Consider the following 15850-nt stretch of genomic DNA (forward strand, 5'->3'; position numbering starts at 1 on the left):
TCTAAAAAGTGTTCTTCTACAAAGGTGTCGCCGCCAAAATTTGTATCATCAAGTGTCCCAGAAACACCTTCATGAAAGGCTTTTTGTTTATCAATGAAGCTAATAAACATGTCCACATTTCCGGCGAGTTCTTTGTAGAAGCTTTTAATGTTATCGGCACCTTTTCCAGTGAAGTCGTCACCGAGGTTGGCAACACCTTGTAATGCCTTTTTTAAATCTATCATTTGTTCGCGGAGTTCCTGATAGTGTTTTGCCCTTGTATCCATGGCACTGGTTAGTGCTTTTGCATCAAGTATCTTGCCCAGAAAGGTTCACTCCCTTCTCAAATAAGTATGTTTATTCTAACAATATAAAAAAATGTAATGAATAGGAAAAAAGTAGTGAGTGCTAAAGCTCTAAATACTAGATTGGTCAACACACTGCTGAAGTAATTTGACCTTTCCATCCTGGCAAAAAACGTGATGCCGGCGAAGGTCCAGGGTTTTATGAAATTGACGAGCATGACAACAACAAAGGTCCTTTTGAAAGTAAAAAGGACTATGTGGTATTCAACAACATTCTCATGTTCGAAGTGAATAAATATAAAAAGTAAAGTAACATCAAAGCCATCTAGTCCAACTAGGTGGCTTTTGCGTTAGTTCGACAGCTTTCAGCAATTTTAAGGTAAATTTAAGCTTCCATTTCATTTCAATTATATTAAATTTTTGTTACAATAAGACAGGTTTGCCCGAAGACACGTTCATACTTTGGACATCTTTTTTTCATCAATTCTTAAAATTTTTATGTTTTGATATGAAACTCTTTTGATGGTCCATGCGTCTTTATAAGTGTCAAAAGAAAAGAGGTTATCAATATGCTATTCAAAAAGCTATCAGAAAATAAGTCTGTAAAATGGATAGGATATACAAGCTTTTACTTACTTATTTTGCTATTATTGTTTTTTATTTACGGATTCCATACAGCAAATACGGGATCATTCATTTACAACGATTTTTAATTGGAGATTAAACTATGAAACTATTACACACGATTCATGAATACCAACAAACGAAACCGACACAGCCAGCATTTGTTTCTCAACATGCTTCGATCACATATGATGAGCTTTGGCGTCTATCAGACCAAATGGCTGGTGCGATCGATGCAGTCGCAACTGACAGTGCACCTGTCATTGTCTACGGTCATATGGAGCCAGAGATGCTGATTTCTTTCTTAGGCACTGTGAAATCAGGCAGACCTTATATTCCGGTCGACATCTCAATACCTGTCGAGCGCATCGTCTCAATCATTGAAAGCTCAAAAGCCAGTCTATTGATATGTGCAAATGAGCAGAATGTATTAGATGTAGAAGAACACATTGAAGTAAAGAGTGCGGCATCGCTGTTATCGCTTGAAAAAGAAGCACCGCCATCCACGCAGTGGGTTCAACAAGATGATGTTTTCTACATTATTTATACGTCTGGCAGTACCGGGAAACCGAAAGGCGTTCAGGTAACAGCCAGCAATTTAGAAAGCTTTACAGGATGGATGTGCCGCGATTTCCCAATTGGTGAGGGGCGCACGTTCTTAAATCAAGCACCATTTTCTTTTGACTTATCAGTGATGGATTTGTATCCAGCGCTTCAATCAGGCGGCACGCTGTACTGTTTAGTGAAAGATCTTGTGAATAAGCCGAAGGATATGTTTGCAGCACTTGGTCAATCTGACGTTGAAGTGTGGATATCAACACCTTCCTTTGTGCAAATGTGCTTAATGGACCCATCCTTTACAGGTGAGCTTTTACCAAAGCTAAACGTTTTCCTTTTCTGCGGTGAGGCGCTTCCTGTCTCTGTAGCAAGTGCGCTTCTTGAGCGTTTTCCTAAGGCGCAGGTTTTTAATACGTATGGTCCAACTGAAGCAACTGTTGCGATTACATCGATTGAAGTCACGCAGGAGATTCTTGATCAGCACGATTCTTTACCAGTCGGTTATGCCAAACCGGATACAGATATCGTCATTTTAGATGAAGAAGGCAAGACACTCCCTGATGGGGAAAAAGGGGAAATTGTCATCGTGGGGCCAAGCGTCACGAGAGGCTACTTAGGTGAACAAGCCTTAACGGATAAAGTGTTTTTTGAACATGAAGGACGCCCTGCTTACCGCACAGGTGATGCAGGTGTGGCGCAGGATGGTTTGATTACGTGCCACGGTCGTCTGGACTATCAAATTAAGCTACATGGATACCGGATGGAGCTTGAAGAAATTGAATATCATGTGAGCGAGACAATGTATGTCAATGCTTGTGTGATTGTGCCATTCCAGCCAAACGGTCATGTGGAGTACTTGATTGCAGCCATTGTTCCAGCAGCGCATTCCTTTGAAAAAGAATATCAGCTGACAAGTGCGATTAAGAAAGAAATGGCGGATTCACTTCCTGCGTACATGATTCCAAGAAAGTTTGTTTATCTTGAGCAGCTGTACATGACGCCAAACGGGAAGGTTGACCGTAAAAGAATCGCGAAAGAGGTTCTTCTATGATCCCGTTTAGTTCATTCTTTTTCTTCATTCTAATTGGTATTCTTCTTTTGCCGACGATGATTCTTGGTCTACGCGGCAAAAGAATGCAGGGCTACAACATGTTTGCAACGGTTGTGGCACTCGCGCTTATTTTCTCAAAGGATGCACATGGCGCTTTGTTGCTGTTCTTGTTTACAGTGTGGCAAGTCTTGATCATCCGCCTATACCTTGCGTACCGGCTGAAGGCGAACCGTGCGTCTGTCTTCTATATGGCAGTGGTGGCATCGATTTTGCCGCTTGTACTATCAAAGATTTTACCGTTCTTTTTAACTCATCAGCCGCATCAACCGCCGCCAATGAACTGGCTGAGCTTTTTGGGGATCTCGTACTTAACATTTAAAGGTGTTCAGTTAATTATCGAGACAAGAGACGGCTTGATTAAAAAGAAAATCCCGATTCACCGTTTGGTCTATTTCATCGTCTTTTTCCCGACGATTTCGTCAGGTCCAATTGACCGTTACCGCCGGTTTGAAAAGGATATGGATACACCGCCTGAAAAAGAAGTGTACAGTGATCTTTTATATGCAGGGATTCATAAAATTTTTATCGGGTTCTTATATAAGTTCATTATTGGTTATCTCATTCACACATATATTCTCATGAATATTCATCACATTAGCAGCAGTCACTTTGTTCAACAGTTAACGTATATGTATGCGTACAGTATGTATTTGTTCTTTGACTTTGCTGGATATACAGCATTTGCTGTAGGTGTGAGTTATATCATGGGTATTAAATCACCAGAAAACTTTAATAAACCGTTTATCAGCCGTAATATTAAAGACTTCTGGAATCGCTGGCACATGTCGCTATCCTTCTGGTTCAGAGATTATGTGTTTATGAGATTTGTGTTCTTTATGACAAAGAAGAAGTGGATCAAGAACCGGATGGCTGTATCAAATATTGGGTACTTTGTCCTCTTTCTATTGATGGGTGCTTGGCATGGTCTCGCCCTTCAATACATTATTTACGGACTATACCATGCAGTTGTGATGTCCGGTTACAATTTATTTGAGAAGTGGAATAAAAAGCACAAGTGGTGGCCGGATAATAAGGTCACAATGGTTGTGTCGATCATTATTACATTCCACGTCATTTGTTTCGGTTTTTATATTTTTTCAGGAAAACCATTTCATCATTAATGGATAAGGGAGTAGAAAATTATGGAATTTAAAAATCAAGTATTCGGTATTATTGCAGAGGTTTGTCAGGATGACGTTGTGAAAGAAAATCCAGAGATTGCGATTTTTGAAGAAGGTCTTCTTGATTCATTTGGTACAGTTGAATTGCTCATGGCAATTGAAAGTCAGCTAGGAATTATGGTTCCGATTACAGAATTTGATCGTGATGTGTGGGATACACCGAATCACATTGCTGAGCAGCTGGCAGAGATGAAGTAATGAAAAAGCGTTTTTTTGGGCCGCTTATTTTAGCGGCTGTTCTATTCATTGGTGTTCTTCTTGTACCAAATACATGGCTCTCACATCTGATCCCAAAAGACAAATTACAAAAGTCAGCCACAGAATTAGATCCAGGGATGTTCCAAGGGCTTTATTTACAAGATGAAATGCTAAAAGATCCAACTTATTTGCCGATCTATGGATCTTCTGAACTTTCCCGTTTTGATCCATATCACCCTTCGAATTTCTTTCATGAGAATCCTCAAGGGTTTACACCTTATCTTGTTGGAAAAGGTGGATCGCAATCATTAATTCATGCCATGAACTTTGCAGCGCATATGGATGAATTAAAAGGGAAAAAGCTTGTGTTTATCGTGTCCCCGCAGTGGTTTGTCAAAGGGGGATCAGACGAGAATCACTTTGCTCCTAACTATTCAGCGCTTCAGGCGCTTGATCTTGCTTATAATAAAGAAATTGATCCAGCTGTGAAAAAAAAGCTCATCAAAAGAATCATGAAGTTTAAGGCAGTAAAGAACGACATGGTCATCACAGAGCTTTTTAAAGCAGAGCTTTCTGGGAACAAATTCGCTTATGGCGCGATTTCTCCTATTGCAAAAATGTATTATGGCATGCTTCAAAAGAAAGACATGTACTATACAATCGGATCTGGGCATGAGCGCAAGCTTCGTCCGTCTCCTTCAGTGAAAGGGAAAACATGGACTGAGCTTGAAAAAGAAGCGAGTGTCTTAGGATCCGAAAAAGCAGGGGACAACCCGTTTTATATTGATCAGAGACTGTTTGATCGTAAGCTGAAGCCGATCATGAAAAAGATGAAGGATTCTCGTCGCGACAATTCTTATGCAGCATCACCTGAATATAAAGATTTCCAGATCATGCTGGATATTTTAAAACAGGCAGGGGCGAAGCCTTTATTTGTGACGATTCCCGTCAACGGAAAATGGTATGATTACACTGGTTTTCCGAAAGAGGGACGTACAGATTATTATCAAAAAATCAATCGTCAAATTCGAGATAATGGGTATGAAGTCGCAGATTTGACTTCGCATGAGTATGACCCATATTTCTTTAAGGACACGATACATGTGTCGTATAAAGGATGGGTATACATCGATAAGGCGATCGAAAAGTTTTACAAAGAGCAGTAGATTGCAGTAGATTGCAGCAGCTTTCTGCTGCTTTTTGTTTGTCGAATGAGTGGATTTCTTGTATAAATAAGGTGGAAGGGCTATGCTGAATATGGAGGCGATACGATGAATCGTTCTGAGAAAAAAGAACTATTAAAGCGTTCAAAGAAGCATTTTAATGATCATGCCTTTTGGGAAAAGTTAAAAAAGACGGCACAAAAAGCTGGAGTTTCTCTTGTCTATGCTGTGTTATTACTTTATTATACATTGCAAAAACCCGAAGTACCGGTTAAAGCGAAAACCCTCATCATTGGGGCGCTAGGGTACTTTATCCTTCCGATTGATCTGATCCCTGATACATTGGTGGGGATCGGCTACACAGATGATCTAGGCGCCATCACATTTGCTCTGCTTCAAGTGGCAATGTACATTGATGACGATGTCAAAGGAAAAGCGAAAGACAGACTGGGAAAATGGTTCGGTGAAAAAAGCGATACGTCTTTCATTGATCAAAAGCTTGAAGATGGCGGTATGCCGTCTGCTTAAAGAAAAGCCTCCTAAACGGAGGCTTTTTTCATTATCCTAAAAATTTCACGCAAACCGGATGCGGAACGGTGATGTCTGATTGTAAGACAGTGAGTCGACCGGTTTCTTTGTCACGTTTGTATAACACAAGGTTGCTAGATTCTTGGTTTGAACCAACGAGAAATTCTTCTGTTGGATCAAGGACAAAGTCTCTAGGCCAATTTCCTTCAGATGAAGTAATTTCAACGAGGCTTAGTTTGCCGTCATGATCTGCTTTGAAAATGGCAATGCTGTCATGTCCACGATTTCCTGCATACACAAATTGACCGTCAGAAGACACATGAATGGCGCTGCCTTGATTATTCTCTGTGAAGTCATTAGGAATGGTTGCGATCGTTTGGATCTCTTCGAAATGACCATCTTCAAAGTAACGAAGTACAATGACCTCTGAGCTGAGCTCTGTCATGACATATGCCACAGGTTTCGTTGGGTGGAATGTGATATGACGAGGGCCGCTGCCTGGTTTTGTTTCAAATGTATGGGCAAGCTCAAGTTTGCCGTTTTCTTTCTTATACGTATAAATACCGTCTGTGCCAAGGTCAACAGCCACTGCAAATTGTTCATCAGGTGTCAAACCCATAAAGTGAGTGTGCGGTTTTTCTTGACGGTCTTCGTTTGGTCCAGTGCCTTCATGCTGCGCCTGTGACAGCGTGCGGATCACTGAGCCGTTTTCAGCATCAATTTCATACATCTCTGCTGTTCCTTTATGATAGTTTGCTGTAAACGCCGTTTTTGTTTGGCTGTCCACGCTGACGTGACAAGGAGAAGCCCCATCGGCAAGCTCTTGGTTGATGAAACGAAGTGCGCCGGTGTCGGCATCAATTTGATACGCAGCAAGACCGCCCTGTGCTCCTTCTTTCACAACAGCATACACAAACTTTTGAGAATCTGAGACAGTTAAATATGTAGGATTTTCAAGTTCTGCAGCCACTTCTACTTGTTCAATCTGCTGCTTGTCCGTATTTAAAGTAAAAGAATAGATTCCTTTGCTGTCTCCTTTTGTATACGTTCCGATATAACCTCTGATGTTAGCCATGTATTGCCCTCCTTCTATTAGATGCTCTCATTCTATCACAAATTCATAGGAAAACGCTTTAGAAAGGCATGCTGAAGGAAAAAACAAACGCAATAAAATCTCACAATATTCTTCAAAAACCGTGTGAAAAAATATCACAAAAGCTTGTTCAAAAGAAAACCGTTCATGTAGAGTAAATAAATTGAAGAAAAAATACAAAAAATTTTAAGTTTTTTCATTCCTTGTCTAGCAAAGGTGTAAGCGTATACATTTTATTTTGATTAGTCTAAATTGTCTAATAATTTTAAAAATGCTGTTGACACTGTATGGAAAGCGGCGTAAGATGGGTTCAACAAAAGCAAACAAACACGAAAGAGCAAGCGTGAGACACTTCAATATAAAGTGTCTGAAAATTCAACTACTTTTTGTTTGAAAGAGAGGGTGCTCACTGAAGATGGAAGACCAAAAGGAACAGTGGATCTTTTTAAACGATGAACTCGTGAAAAAAGAGGATGCGAAAATTTCAGTTTATGATCATGGCTTCTTATATGGTGACGGTGTGTTCGAAGGAATACGTGTATATAACGGAAATATCTTTCGAATGAAAGAACACTTAGATCGCCTGTATGATTCCGCTAGATCCATTATGCTGAACATTCCATATTCACTTGAGGAGCTCACTGAAAAAATGATTCATACAGTTGAAAGGAACGGCCTAAAAGATGCCTATATCCGCCTTGTTGTCTCAAGAGGAGCCGGTGATCTTGGCTTAGATCCAAACAACTGCGGGAGAGCCAACACAGTGATCATTGTAGAACCGCTGGCCATCTTTCCAAAGCACCTATATGAAACAGGTATTGATATTGTGACAGTACCGACAAGGCGAAATCGTCCTGACGTATTGAGTCCGAAAGTGAAATCATTAAACTATTTGAATAACATTCTTGTCCGAATTGAAGCCCATATGGCCGGTGTCAGTGAAGCGCTCATGCTGAACGATCAAGGGTATGTGGCTGAAGGTTCAGCGGACAACGTGTTTATTTATAAAAAAGGCAAGCTTTATACACCGCCAGGTTATATCGGCGCACTTGAAGGCATCACAAGAAATGCCATCATGGAAATCGCAGAAGACTTAGGCTACGAAGTGAAAGAAGAACCTTTCACAAGGCATGATGTGTATACAGCTGAAGAAGTCTTCCTGACAGGAACCGCTGCCGAAGTCATCGCTGTTGTAAAAGTTGACGGCCGTATCATTGGCGAAGGAAAACCAGGGTTCCACACAAACAAACTTCTTGAACAATTCCGCAAGCGAGTCGTTGAAGAAGGAGAAAAAGTAGTCTTTACCGATGAGAACATTCACGCAAGCTAAATAGATATCGATAAACGTTGAAGAGGACTAGTAGCTTTAGAGTCAGTATCTACAGAGAGCCGGTGCTAGCTGGAAACCGGTGTTACTTTCTAAAGTGAACTCACCTCTGAGTGTCTGCTTGAAATGATAGTAGGGCAGACCGAGTGACATTGCATCACTCGTTACCAAAATGGATGAAAGATGTCCATGAGACGGCAGCATGATTTGCCGTGAACAAGGGTGGTACCGCGAAAAACAAAGCTTTTTCGCCCCTTTGACCTAGTGAAAAGTAGTGTCATTGTGGGGTGAGAAGGCTTTTTTATATGGTCTCATATCTCTATCTTGAATGGAAAAGGGTGAAAGGACTTGACTGAAGCAAGACAAAGAGGAGGAAATCAAATGGGGACAAATGTACAAATGGAGACGGAAAAATCAAATGCACCACAAACGATGAACGGTGCACTCATGTTAATTGAAGCACTCAAAAGAGAAAAAGTAGAAGTCATTTTTGGTTATCCTGGCGGAGCCGTTTTACCGATCTACGATAAAATTTACGATTCTGGTTTATTTCATGTCCTGCCAAGACATGAGCAAGGAGCGATTCACGCAGCGGAGGGATACGCAAGAGTATCTGGTAAACCAGGCGTTGTCATTGCCACATCAGGACCGGGGGCAACAAACCTAGTCACTGGAATTGCAGATGCGATGATTGATTCACTACCTATGGTTATCTTTACTGGACAGGTGGCAACCTCAGTCATTGGATCAGATGCTTTTCAAGAAGCAGATGTACTTGGTATCACAATGCCAATCACAAAACACAGCTATCAAGTGAGACGTCCAGAAGAGTTACCGGGTGTCATTAAAGAGGCATTTCACATCGCAACAACCGGCAGACCTGGTCCAGTCTTGATTGATATTCCAAAAGATGTCGCTGGCATTGAAGGGACATTTGAATACGATCAGCCAATCGATTTGCCAGGTTATCAGCCGAAAATTGAGCCGAATTATTTGCAAATTCGCAAGTTAGTAGAAGCTGTAAGCAGAGCAAAGAAACCAGTTATTCTTGCAGGAGCTGGCGTTCTTCACGGCAAAGCGTCGGAAGAATTAAGGCAATATGTAGAGCAGCAACAAATCCCTGTCGCTCATACATTGCTTGGACTTGGCGGATTCCCAGCAAAGCATGCTCTTTTCCTAGGAATGGCGGGTATGCACGGCACATATGCAGCGAACATGGCACTACATCAATGTGACTTACTCATTTCAATCGGAGCGAGATTTGATGACAGGGTAACCGGCAACCTCAATCATTTTGCAAAGCATGCGAAGGTGGCTCACATTGACATCGACCCAGCGGAAATTGGTAAAAACATTCACACCCATATCCCAGTTGTTGGTGACAGTAAGCTAGTGCTTCAAGAACTGATCAAGCAGGACGGGAAACAAGGTGAATCAGACGAGTGGAAGAGCCAGCTAAATCAGTGGAAGGAAGAATATCCACTCTGGTATGTCGAAAACGAAGCTGAAGGCTTTAAGCCTCAAAAGCTGATCGAATACATTCATCAATTTACAAAAGGTGAAGCCATTGTGGCAACCGATGTTGGGCAGCATCAAATGTGGGCTGCACAGTTCTATCCATTTGAAAATGCCGATAAATGGGTGACATCTGGTGGGCTTGGCACAATGGGATTTGGTTTACCGGCAGCGATTGGCGCGCAGCTAGCTGATCAAGAGGCAACGGTTGTGGCGATTTTAGGAGACGGAGGTTTCCAAATGACCCTGCAAGAACTTGCCGTTATCCGTGAGCTGAACCTTCCGGTGAAAGTGATTGTTCTCAATAATCACAGTCTTGGAATGGTAAGACAATGGCAAGAAATTTTTTACGAAGAACGCTACTCACATTCTAAATTTTCAGAGCAGCCAGACTTCGTGAAATTATCTGAAGCTTATGGCATTAAAGGGATCAGAATCTCATCAGACGAAGAGGCGCAAGAAAAGCTAGAAGAAGCATTAACGTCTAGAGAGCCTGTTTTCATCGATGTCAATGTAGCGAGAGATGAGAAAGTATTCCCGATGGTAGCACCGGGGAAAGGACTTCATGAGATGGTGGGGGTGAAACCTTGAAAAGAATTATTGTGTTGACTGTATTAAATCGATCAGGCGTACTGAACAGAATCACAGGCCTTTTTACGAAAAGACACTACAACATTGAAAGCATTACGGTCGGCCATTCTGAGATTCAAGATGTATCACGCATCACGTTCGTCGTCCATGTAGACCAGGAGAAAGACATCGAACAGCTGACAAAACAGCTGAACAAACAAATCGATGTTCTGAAAGTAACAGACATTACAAACCAATCAATCGTTCAGCGAGAGCTGGCTTTGATAAAAGTCGTATCTGCACCAGCATCTAGAATGGAGATCACGGGTGTCATTGAACCGTTTAGAGCTTCTATTGTAGATGTGAGCAGAGAAAGTGTCGTCATTCAGGTGACAGGTGAGTCTTCAAAAATTGAAGCACTCATTGAATTACTTAAGCCATACGGCATTAAAGAAGTCGCCAGAACTGGCACCACGGCCTTTGCGAGAGATAATCAGCAAAAGCCGCAAACAAATAAAACAATTTCAATTGTCTAAACAAAAGGAGAGAGTCAAATGGTAAAAGTATATTATAACGGTGATATTCAAGAAAACGTATTAAACGGTCAAAAGGTAGCTATCATTGGTTACGGATCACAAGGTCATGCACATGCATTGAACTTAAAAGAGAGCGGCGTAGATGTCATTGTCGGCGTAAGAAAAGGCGGATCTTATACAAAAGCACAAGAAGACGGTCATCAAGTATTCACAGTAAAAGAAGCAGCAGCACAAGCAGATGTCGTCATGGTATTACTTCCAGATGAGCAGCAAAAGAAAGTATATGATGAAGAAATCAAAGATCAATTAGAAGCAGGGAATTCACTTGTATTCGCACACGGATTCAACGTTCACTTCCATCAAATTGTTCCTCCAAGTGACGTAGATGTGTATCTTGTGGCTCCAAAAGGTCCAGGACATCTTGTAAGAAGAACATATGAGCAAGGCGCTGGTGTACCTGCACTATTTGCTATCTATCAAGATGTATCAGGTCAAGCGAAAGACAAAGCACTTGCTTATGCAAAAGCAATCGGTGGAGCAAGAGCGGGCGTTCTTGAAACAACATTTAAAGAAGAAACAGAAACGGATCTATTCGGTGAGCAGGCAGTTCTTTGTGGAGGTCTTACTTCATTAGTAAAAGCAGGTTTTGAAACATTAACAGAAGCTGGTTATCAGCCGGAGCTTGCATACTTCGAGTGTCTGCATGAACTGAAATTGATCGTTGACCTTATGTATGAAGAAGGATTAGAAGGTATGAGATATTCAATCTCTGATACAGCGCAGTGGGGTGACTTCGTATCAGGACCACGCGTTGTTGATGCAAAAGTAAAACAATCAATGAAAGCAGTCTTGACTGACATCCAAAACGGAACATTCGCGAAAGAATGGATTGTTGAAAACCAAGTGAATCGTCCACGTTTCAATGCGATCAATGCAAATGAAAATGAGCACCAAATTGAAATCGTCGGAAGAAAGCTTCGTGAAATGATGCCTTTCGTTAAACAAGGAAAGAAAAAGGAAGCGGTGAGCGTCGGTGCGAAAAATTAATTTTTTTGACACAACACTTCGAGATGGAGAGCAATCACCAGGAGTGAACTTAAATGCACAAGAAAAGCTAATCATTGCTAAGCAGCTTGAGCGCCTTGGGGTTAATATCATTGAAGCGGGTTTTCCCGCTTCATCCCGAGGGGATTTCTTAGGCGTACAAGAAATTGCAAGAACGATTAAGAACTGTTCAGTTGCAGGACTTGCACGATGTGTGAAAGGTGACATTGATGCTGCATGGGACGCATTAAAAGATGGAGCTCAACCAAGAATACACGTCTTTATTGCGACTTCTGACATTCACCTCAAGCATAAACTAAAGAAAACACGTGAAGAAGTGGTTGAACAAGCTGTTTCAATGGTGAAATACGCGAAAGAGCGCTTCCCAGTTGTTCAGTGGTCAGCAGAAGATGCATGCCGGACAGATCTTTCTTTCCTAGCAGAAATTGTAGAAAAAGTGATCGACGCAGGTGCAAGTGTCATTAACTTACCTGACACTGTTGGATACCTAGCACCAAAAGAGTACGGAAATATCTTTAAATATATGAAGGAACACGTTCCAAATATCGATCAAGTCATCTTGTCAGCACACTGTCATGATGATTTAGGAATGGCTGTAGCGAACTCACTTGCTGCCATTGAAAATGGAGCAGATCAAATTGAAACAGCTGTCAACGGTATTGGAGAGCGCGCAGGAAATGCTGCTTTAGAAGAAATTGCAGTTGCCCTTCATATTCGCAAAGACTTTTACCAAGTCGAATCAACCATTCAGTTGAATGAAATTAAGCGCACAAGTGATGTAGTGAGCAAATACTCAGGTATGATTGTACCGCGTAATAAAGCAGTCGTTGGAAACAATGCATTTGCCCATGAATCAGGTATTCACCAAGATGGATTCCTCAAAGAAAAAACAACCTATGAAATTATCTCTCCAGAGCTTGTAGGCGTCACAACAGATGTGCTTGTCCTTGGTAAACACTCCGGAAGACACGCGTTTAAAGACCGCTTAAAAACACTCGGCTTTAAATTGACTGAAGAAGAAATCAATAAGTTCTTCGAAACGTTTAAGAACTTAACAGAGAAGAAGAAAGAAATCACAGATGATGATTTAATCTCTATTATATTAGAAGAAAAAGTAGCAGACCGTAAAATCGGCTATGAATTTGAAAGTCTTCAAGTTCATTATGGGACAGAGCAAATGCCGACAGCAACAGTCTCTCTTAAAAATCAAGAAACGCAGGAAGTCATTCAAGAAGCAGCTACAGGTGCAGGCAGTGTAGAAGCTGTGTACAACACGCTTGAGCGCTGTATGGAGGAAAGAATTCATTTGCTAGATTATCGTATTCAATCCAATGGAAAAGGCAGAGACGCACTAGCGGAAGTATATGTCACTGTTTCAATAGAAGGAAAAGAAACAGCAGGACGCGGTGTAGCGCAAGATGTGCTGGAAGCATCGGCTAAAGCTTACGTCAATGCAGTGAATAGACATTTAATCTTTAAATCAAACCTAATAGAAATTGAGAAACATCACGCCATCTCATAAGAAAGGAGGAAGGGACTCATGAAAAAGAAAATTGCACTTTTGCCCGGCGATGGAATCGGACCGGAAGTCGTCACATCAGCCGTCGCTGTTCTGAAAGAGACAGCGGATCAATTTCAACACGAATTTGAATTCGAAACAGCTCTCATTGGCGGTATAGCGATAGATGAAAAAAACAATCCGCTCCCTAAAGAAACAGTAGAAGTGTGCAAAAGCGCAGATGCGATTTTATTAGGAGCCGTTGGCGGACCAAAGTGGGATCAAAACCCACCAGAGCTTCGCCCAGAAAAAGGCTTGCTCTCCATTCGCAAGCAGATGGACTTATTTGCGAACATCCGCCCTGTCAAAGTATTTGATAGCTTGAGTGAGGCTTCACCGTTAAAACAAGATCACATTAGCGGAGTAGATTTTGTCATCGTTCGTGAATTAACTGGAGGCCTCTACTTTGGCGAACCAAGTGAGCGCTACACGGATGATGAAGGAAAAGAAGCTGCGGTTGATACACTTCTTTATACAAAGGAAGAGATTGTTCGTGTATTAAAAGAAGCGTTCGACATGGCGTTAACGAGACGGAAAAAAGTAACGTCTGTGGATAAAGCGAATGTTCTCGCTTCGAGTAAATTATGGCGGGATGCGGTAGAAGAAGTTGCATCCCAATATCCAGATGTCGCATATGAGCACATGCTCGTCGATAATGCCGCGATGCAGCTTATTTATAAGCCCGCTCAATTTGATGTCATCGTGACAGAGAATATGTTTGGTGACATTTTAAGTGACGAAGCATCTATGATTACTGGCTCACTCGGCATGCTGCCATCTGCTAGTTTATCAAGCACCGGCCTTCATTTATATGAGCCGATTCATGGTTCAGCACCCGATATTGCGGGGCAAAATGTCGCAAACCCTCTGGCTACTATATTGTCAGCAGCCAGCTTGCTTAGAACATCCTTTGCTTTAGAAGAAGAAGCGGCTGCAATTGAAGCAGCTGTGGAAGCCGTTCTTGCCTCTGGCAAACGAACAAAGGACCTAGCATCAAAAGAGGGAACGTATGAAACGACTGATGATATCACGAAAGCCGTTGTAGATGCACTCAAACAACGTACGAAATCAATTGTATAAATAGAAATCTTGTTGAATTAGGTAGAGGGAGGAAAAAGGGTTATGCCTCGAACAATCATCGAAAAAATATGGGATCAGCATGTTGTCAAAAATGGCGAGGGAAAACCAGACCTTTTATATATTGATCTGCACTTGGTGCATGAGGTGACGTCACCTCAAGCATTTGAAGGATTAAGACAAAAAGGGCGCAAGGTGCGAAGACCACAAAACACATTTGCGACGATGGATCACAACATTCCGACTGTGAATCGATTTGTGATCAAAGATGAGATTGCGAAGAAGCAAGTCAGTGCTCTAGAGCGCAACTGTGCTGAATTCGGGGTCCGTCTAGCTGACCTTCACAGTGTAGACCAAGGAATCGTTCATGTCGTTGGACCAGAGCTTGGTTTAACACTTCCGGGGAAAACAATCGTGTGTGGAGATAGTCATACATCTACTCATGGCGCATTTGGTGCACTTGCCTTTGGGATTGGCACAAGTGAGGTTGAGCATGTGCTTTCCACACAAACACTTTGGCAGCAGCGTCCGAGGACACTAGAAATTAGAGTAGACGGAACGCTTCAAAAAGGGGTAACAGCCAAAGATGTCATTTTAGCAGTCATTGGCGCACATGGCGTGAAGTTCGGTTCAGGTTATGTCATTGAATACACTGGGGAAGTATTCAGAAACATGTCAATGGATGAGCGGATGACCGTTTGTAATATGTCAATTGAAGCAGGCGCAAGAGCAGGGTTGATCGCACCTGATGAAGTGACCTTTGAATATTGCCGCGGACGCAAATACGCACCGCAGGGTGAAGATTTCGAAGCAGCGATCAAAGAATGGAAAGAACTAAGAACAGATCCGGGTGCGACCTATGATAAAACCATTGTTTTAGATGGAAATCATATTTCACCAATGGTCACGTGGGGAATTAACCCAGGAATGGTGCTCCCTGTGGATGCAGCAATTCCAGGACCTGAAGATTTTGCACAAGAAGATGACCAAAAAGAAGCAAAGCGTGCTTATGAATACATGGGGGTTCACCCGCATCAGCGTATTGAAGATATTACGATTGAGCATGTGTTTATTGGCTCATGTACGAACTCAAGAATGACTGATTTACGCCAAGCCGCTTCTATGATTGAAGGACAAAAAGTAGCTGATCATGTCAGAGCGATTGTGGTTCCTGGCTCACAAAGTGTCAAACTGCAAGCAGAAGAAGAAGGTCTTCATGAAATTTTCCTAGAAGCAGGATTTGAATGGAGAGAATCTGGCTGTAGTATGTGCCTCAGTATGAATAACGATGTGGTCCCAGAAGGTGAACGCTGTGCATCTACATCAAACCGTAACTTTGAGGGACGTCAAGGGAAGGGTGCAAGAACGCATCTAGTCAGCCCGGCAATGGCTGCAATGGCTGCCATACATGGCCGATTTGTCGATGTCAGGAAGTTTAATCAAGAGAAAACAGTCGTGTAAG

At 42.0% G+C, this 15850-nt stretch carries 15 protein-coding genes, 1 pseudogene and 1 other annotated feature; of the genes and pseudogenes, 14 read left to right on the top strand and 2 right to left on the bottom strand.

The annotated features are described in order from the left end of the window. Window positions 1-266: T7SS effector LXG polymorphic toxin (locus tag ACTJKA_RS02815; RefSeq protein WP_327859632.1), on the bottom strand; the 266-nt coding region annotated here is incomplete at its 3' end. Between the two features lie 185 nt (window positions 267-451). Between ACTJKA_RS02815 and ACTJKA_RS02820 the strand changes: the two are divergent. The 7 genes and pseudogenes from ACTJKA_RS02820 to ACTJKA_RS02850 all read left to right on the top strand — a co-directional run. Further along, window positions 452-592: pseudogene (locus ACTJKA_RS02820) on the top strand (Kelch repeat-containing protein); the annotation flags it as partial. A 255-nt stretch (window positions 593-847) separates the two neighbouring features. Further along, complete coding sequence (locus tag ACTJKA_RS02825) at window positions 848-997, top strand: teichoic acid D-Ala incorporation-associated protein DltX (RefSeq protein ID WP_024427820.1); 150 nt, start codon at window positions 848-850, stop codon at window positions 995-997. 14 nt (window positions 998-1011) lie between these two features. Next, entirely contained in the window at window positions 1012-2517 is a 1506-nt protein-coding gene (gene dltA / locus ACTJKA_RS02830; protein WP_440607617.1) for a D-alanine--poly(phosphoribitol) ligase subunit DltA, read from the top strand. After that, a complete protein-coding gene (dltB, locus tag ACTJKA_RS02835) occupies window positions 2514-3698 on the top strand; it encodes a D-alanyl-lipoteichoic acid biosynthesis protein DltB (RefSeq protein ID WP_041086497.1) in 1185 nt (394 codons plus the stop codon). Before dltA ends, dltB begins: the two co-directional genes overlap by 4 nt. A 21-nt stretch (window positions 3699-3719) precedes the next feature. After that, a complete protein-coding gene (gene dltC, locus ACTJKA_RS02840) occupies window positions 3720-3956 on the top strand; it encodes a D-alanine--poly(phosphoribitol) ligase subunit 2 (RefSeq protein WP_017358152.1) in 237 nt (78 codons plus the stop codon). Beyond that, window positions 3956-5122 (top strand): D-alanyl-lipoteichoic acid biosynthesis protein DltD, encoded by a 1167-nt coding sequence (gene dltD / locus ACTJKA_RS02845; RefSeq protein ID WP_440607618.1) that lies wholly within the window; start codon window positions 3956-3958, stop codon window positions 5120-5122. The genes dltC and dltD overlap by 1 nt, the downstream gene beginning before the upstream one ends. A 105-nt stretch (window positions 5123-5227) precedes the next feature. Continuing rightward, entirely contained in the window at window positions 5228-5647 is a 420-nt protein-coding gene (locus tag ACTJKA_RS02850; protein WP_008342863.1) for a YkvA family protein, read from the top strand. Window positions 5648-5678: 31 nt separating this feature from the next. Here ACTJKA_RS02850 and ACTJKA_RS02855 read toward each other — a convergent pair whose 3' ends face one another. Next, the gene (locus ACTJKA_RS02855; protein ID WP_265154170.1) at window positions 5679-6722 is read right to left on the bottom strand and encodes a lactonase family protein; all 1044 of its coding nucleotides are present in this window, start codon (window positions 6720-6722) and stop codon (window positions 5679-5681) included. 433 nt (window positions 6723-7155) lie between these two features. Between ACTJKA_RS02855 and ilvE the strand changes: the two genes are divergently transcribed. From ilvE to leuC, 7 genes are all read left to right on the top strand, one after another. After that, entirely contained in the window at window positions 7156-8070 is a 915-nt protein-coding gene (gene ilvE, locus ACTJKA_RS02860; protein WP_008342856.1) for a branched-chain-amino-acid transaminase, read from the top strand. A gap of 8 nt (window positions 8071-8078) precedes the next feature. Continuing rightward, window positions 8079-8326: a binding site (T-box leader), on the top strand. A 122-nt stretch (window positions 8327-8448) separates the two neighbouring features. Further along, the gene (gene ilvB / locus ACTJKA_RS02865) at window positions 8449-10173 is read left to right on the top strand and encodes an acetolactate synthase large subunit (RefSeq protein WP_050827528.1); all 1725 of its coding nucleotides are present in this window, start codon (window positions 8449-8451) and stop codon (window positions 10171-10173) included. Further along, on the top strand, window positions 10170-10688 hold the full coding sequence (ilvN, locus tag ACTJKA_RS02870; RefSeq protein WP_007501584.1) for an acetolactate synthase small subunit: 519 nt from the start codon (window positions 10170-10172) through the stop codon (window positions 10686-10688). Before ilvB ends, ilvN begins: the two co-directional genes overlap by 4 nt. 18 nt (window positions 10689-10706) lie before the next feature. Next, entirely contained in the window at window positions 10707-11735 is a 1029-nt protein-coding gene (gene ilvC, locus ACTJKA_RS02875; protein WP_138826195.1) for a ketol-acid reductoisomerase, read from the top strand. After that, window positions 11722-13275 carry a 2-isopropylmalate synthase gene (locus tag ACTJKA_RS02880; RefSeq protein ID WP_008342850.1) on the top strand — a complete coding sequence of 518 codons (1554 nt, stop codon included), beginning with the start codon at window positions 11722-11724 and terminating at the stop codon, window positions 13273-13275. Before ilvC ends, ACTJKA_RS02880 begins: the two co-directional genes overlap by 14 nt. Window positions 13276-13293: 18 nt before the next feature. Further along, window positions 13294-14391 (top strand): 3-isopropylmalate dehydrogenase, encoded by a 1098-nt coding sequence (leuB, locus tag ACTJKA_RS02885; protein ID WP_440607619.1) that lies wholly within the window; start codon window positions 13294-13296, stop codon window positions 14389-14391. 42 nt (window positions 14392-14433) lie between these two features. Then, window positions 14434-15849, top strand: a complete 1416-nt coding sequence (leuC, locus tag ACTJKA_RS02890; RefSeq protein WP_268359694.1) for a 3-isopropylmalate dehydratase large subunit — start codon at window positions 14434-14436, stop codon at window positions 15847-15849. Window position 15850: the final 1 nt, after the last annotated feature.

It is taken from the genome of Bacillus sp. 22190 (assembly GCF_052045575.1).
In the GTDB taxonomy this organism is placed as follows: Bacteria; Bacillota; Bacilli; order Bacillales; family Bacillaceae; genus Bacillus; species Bacillus altitudinis.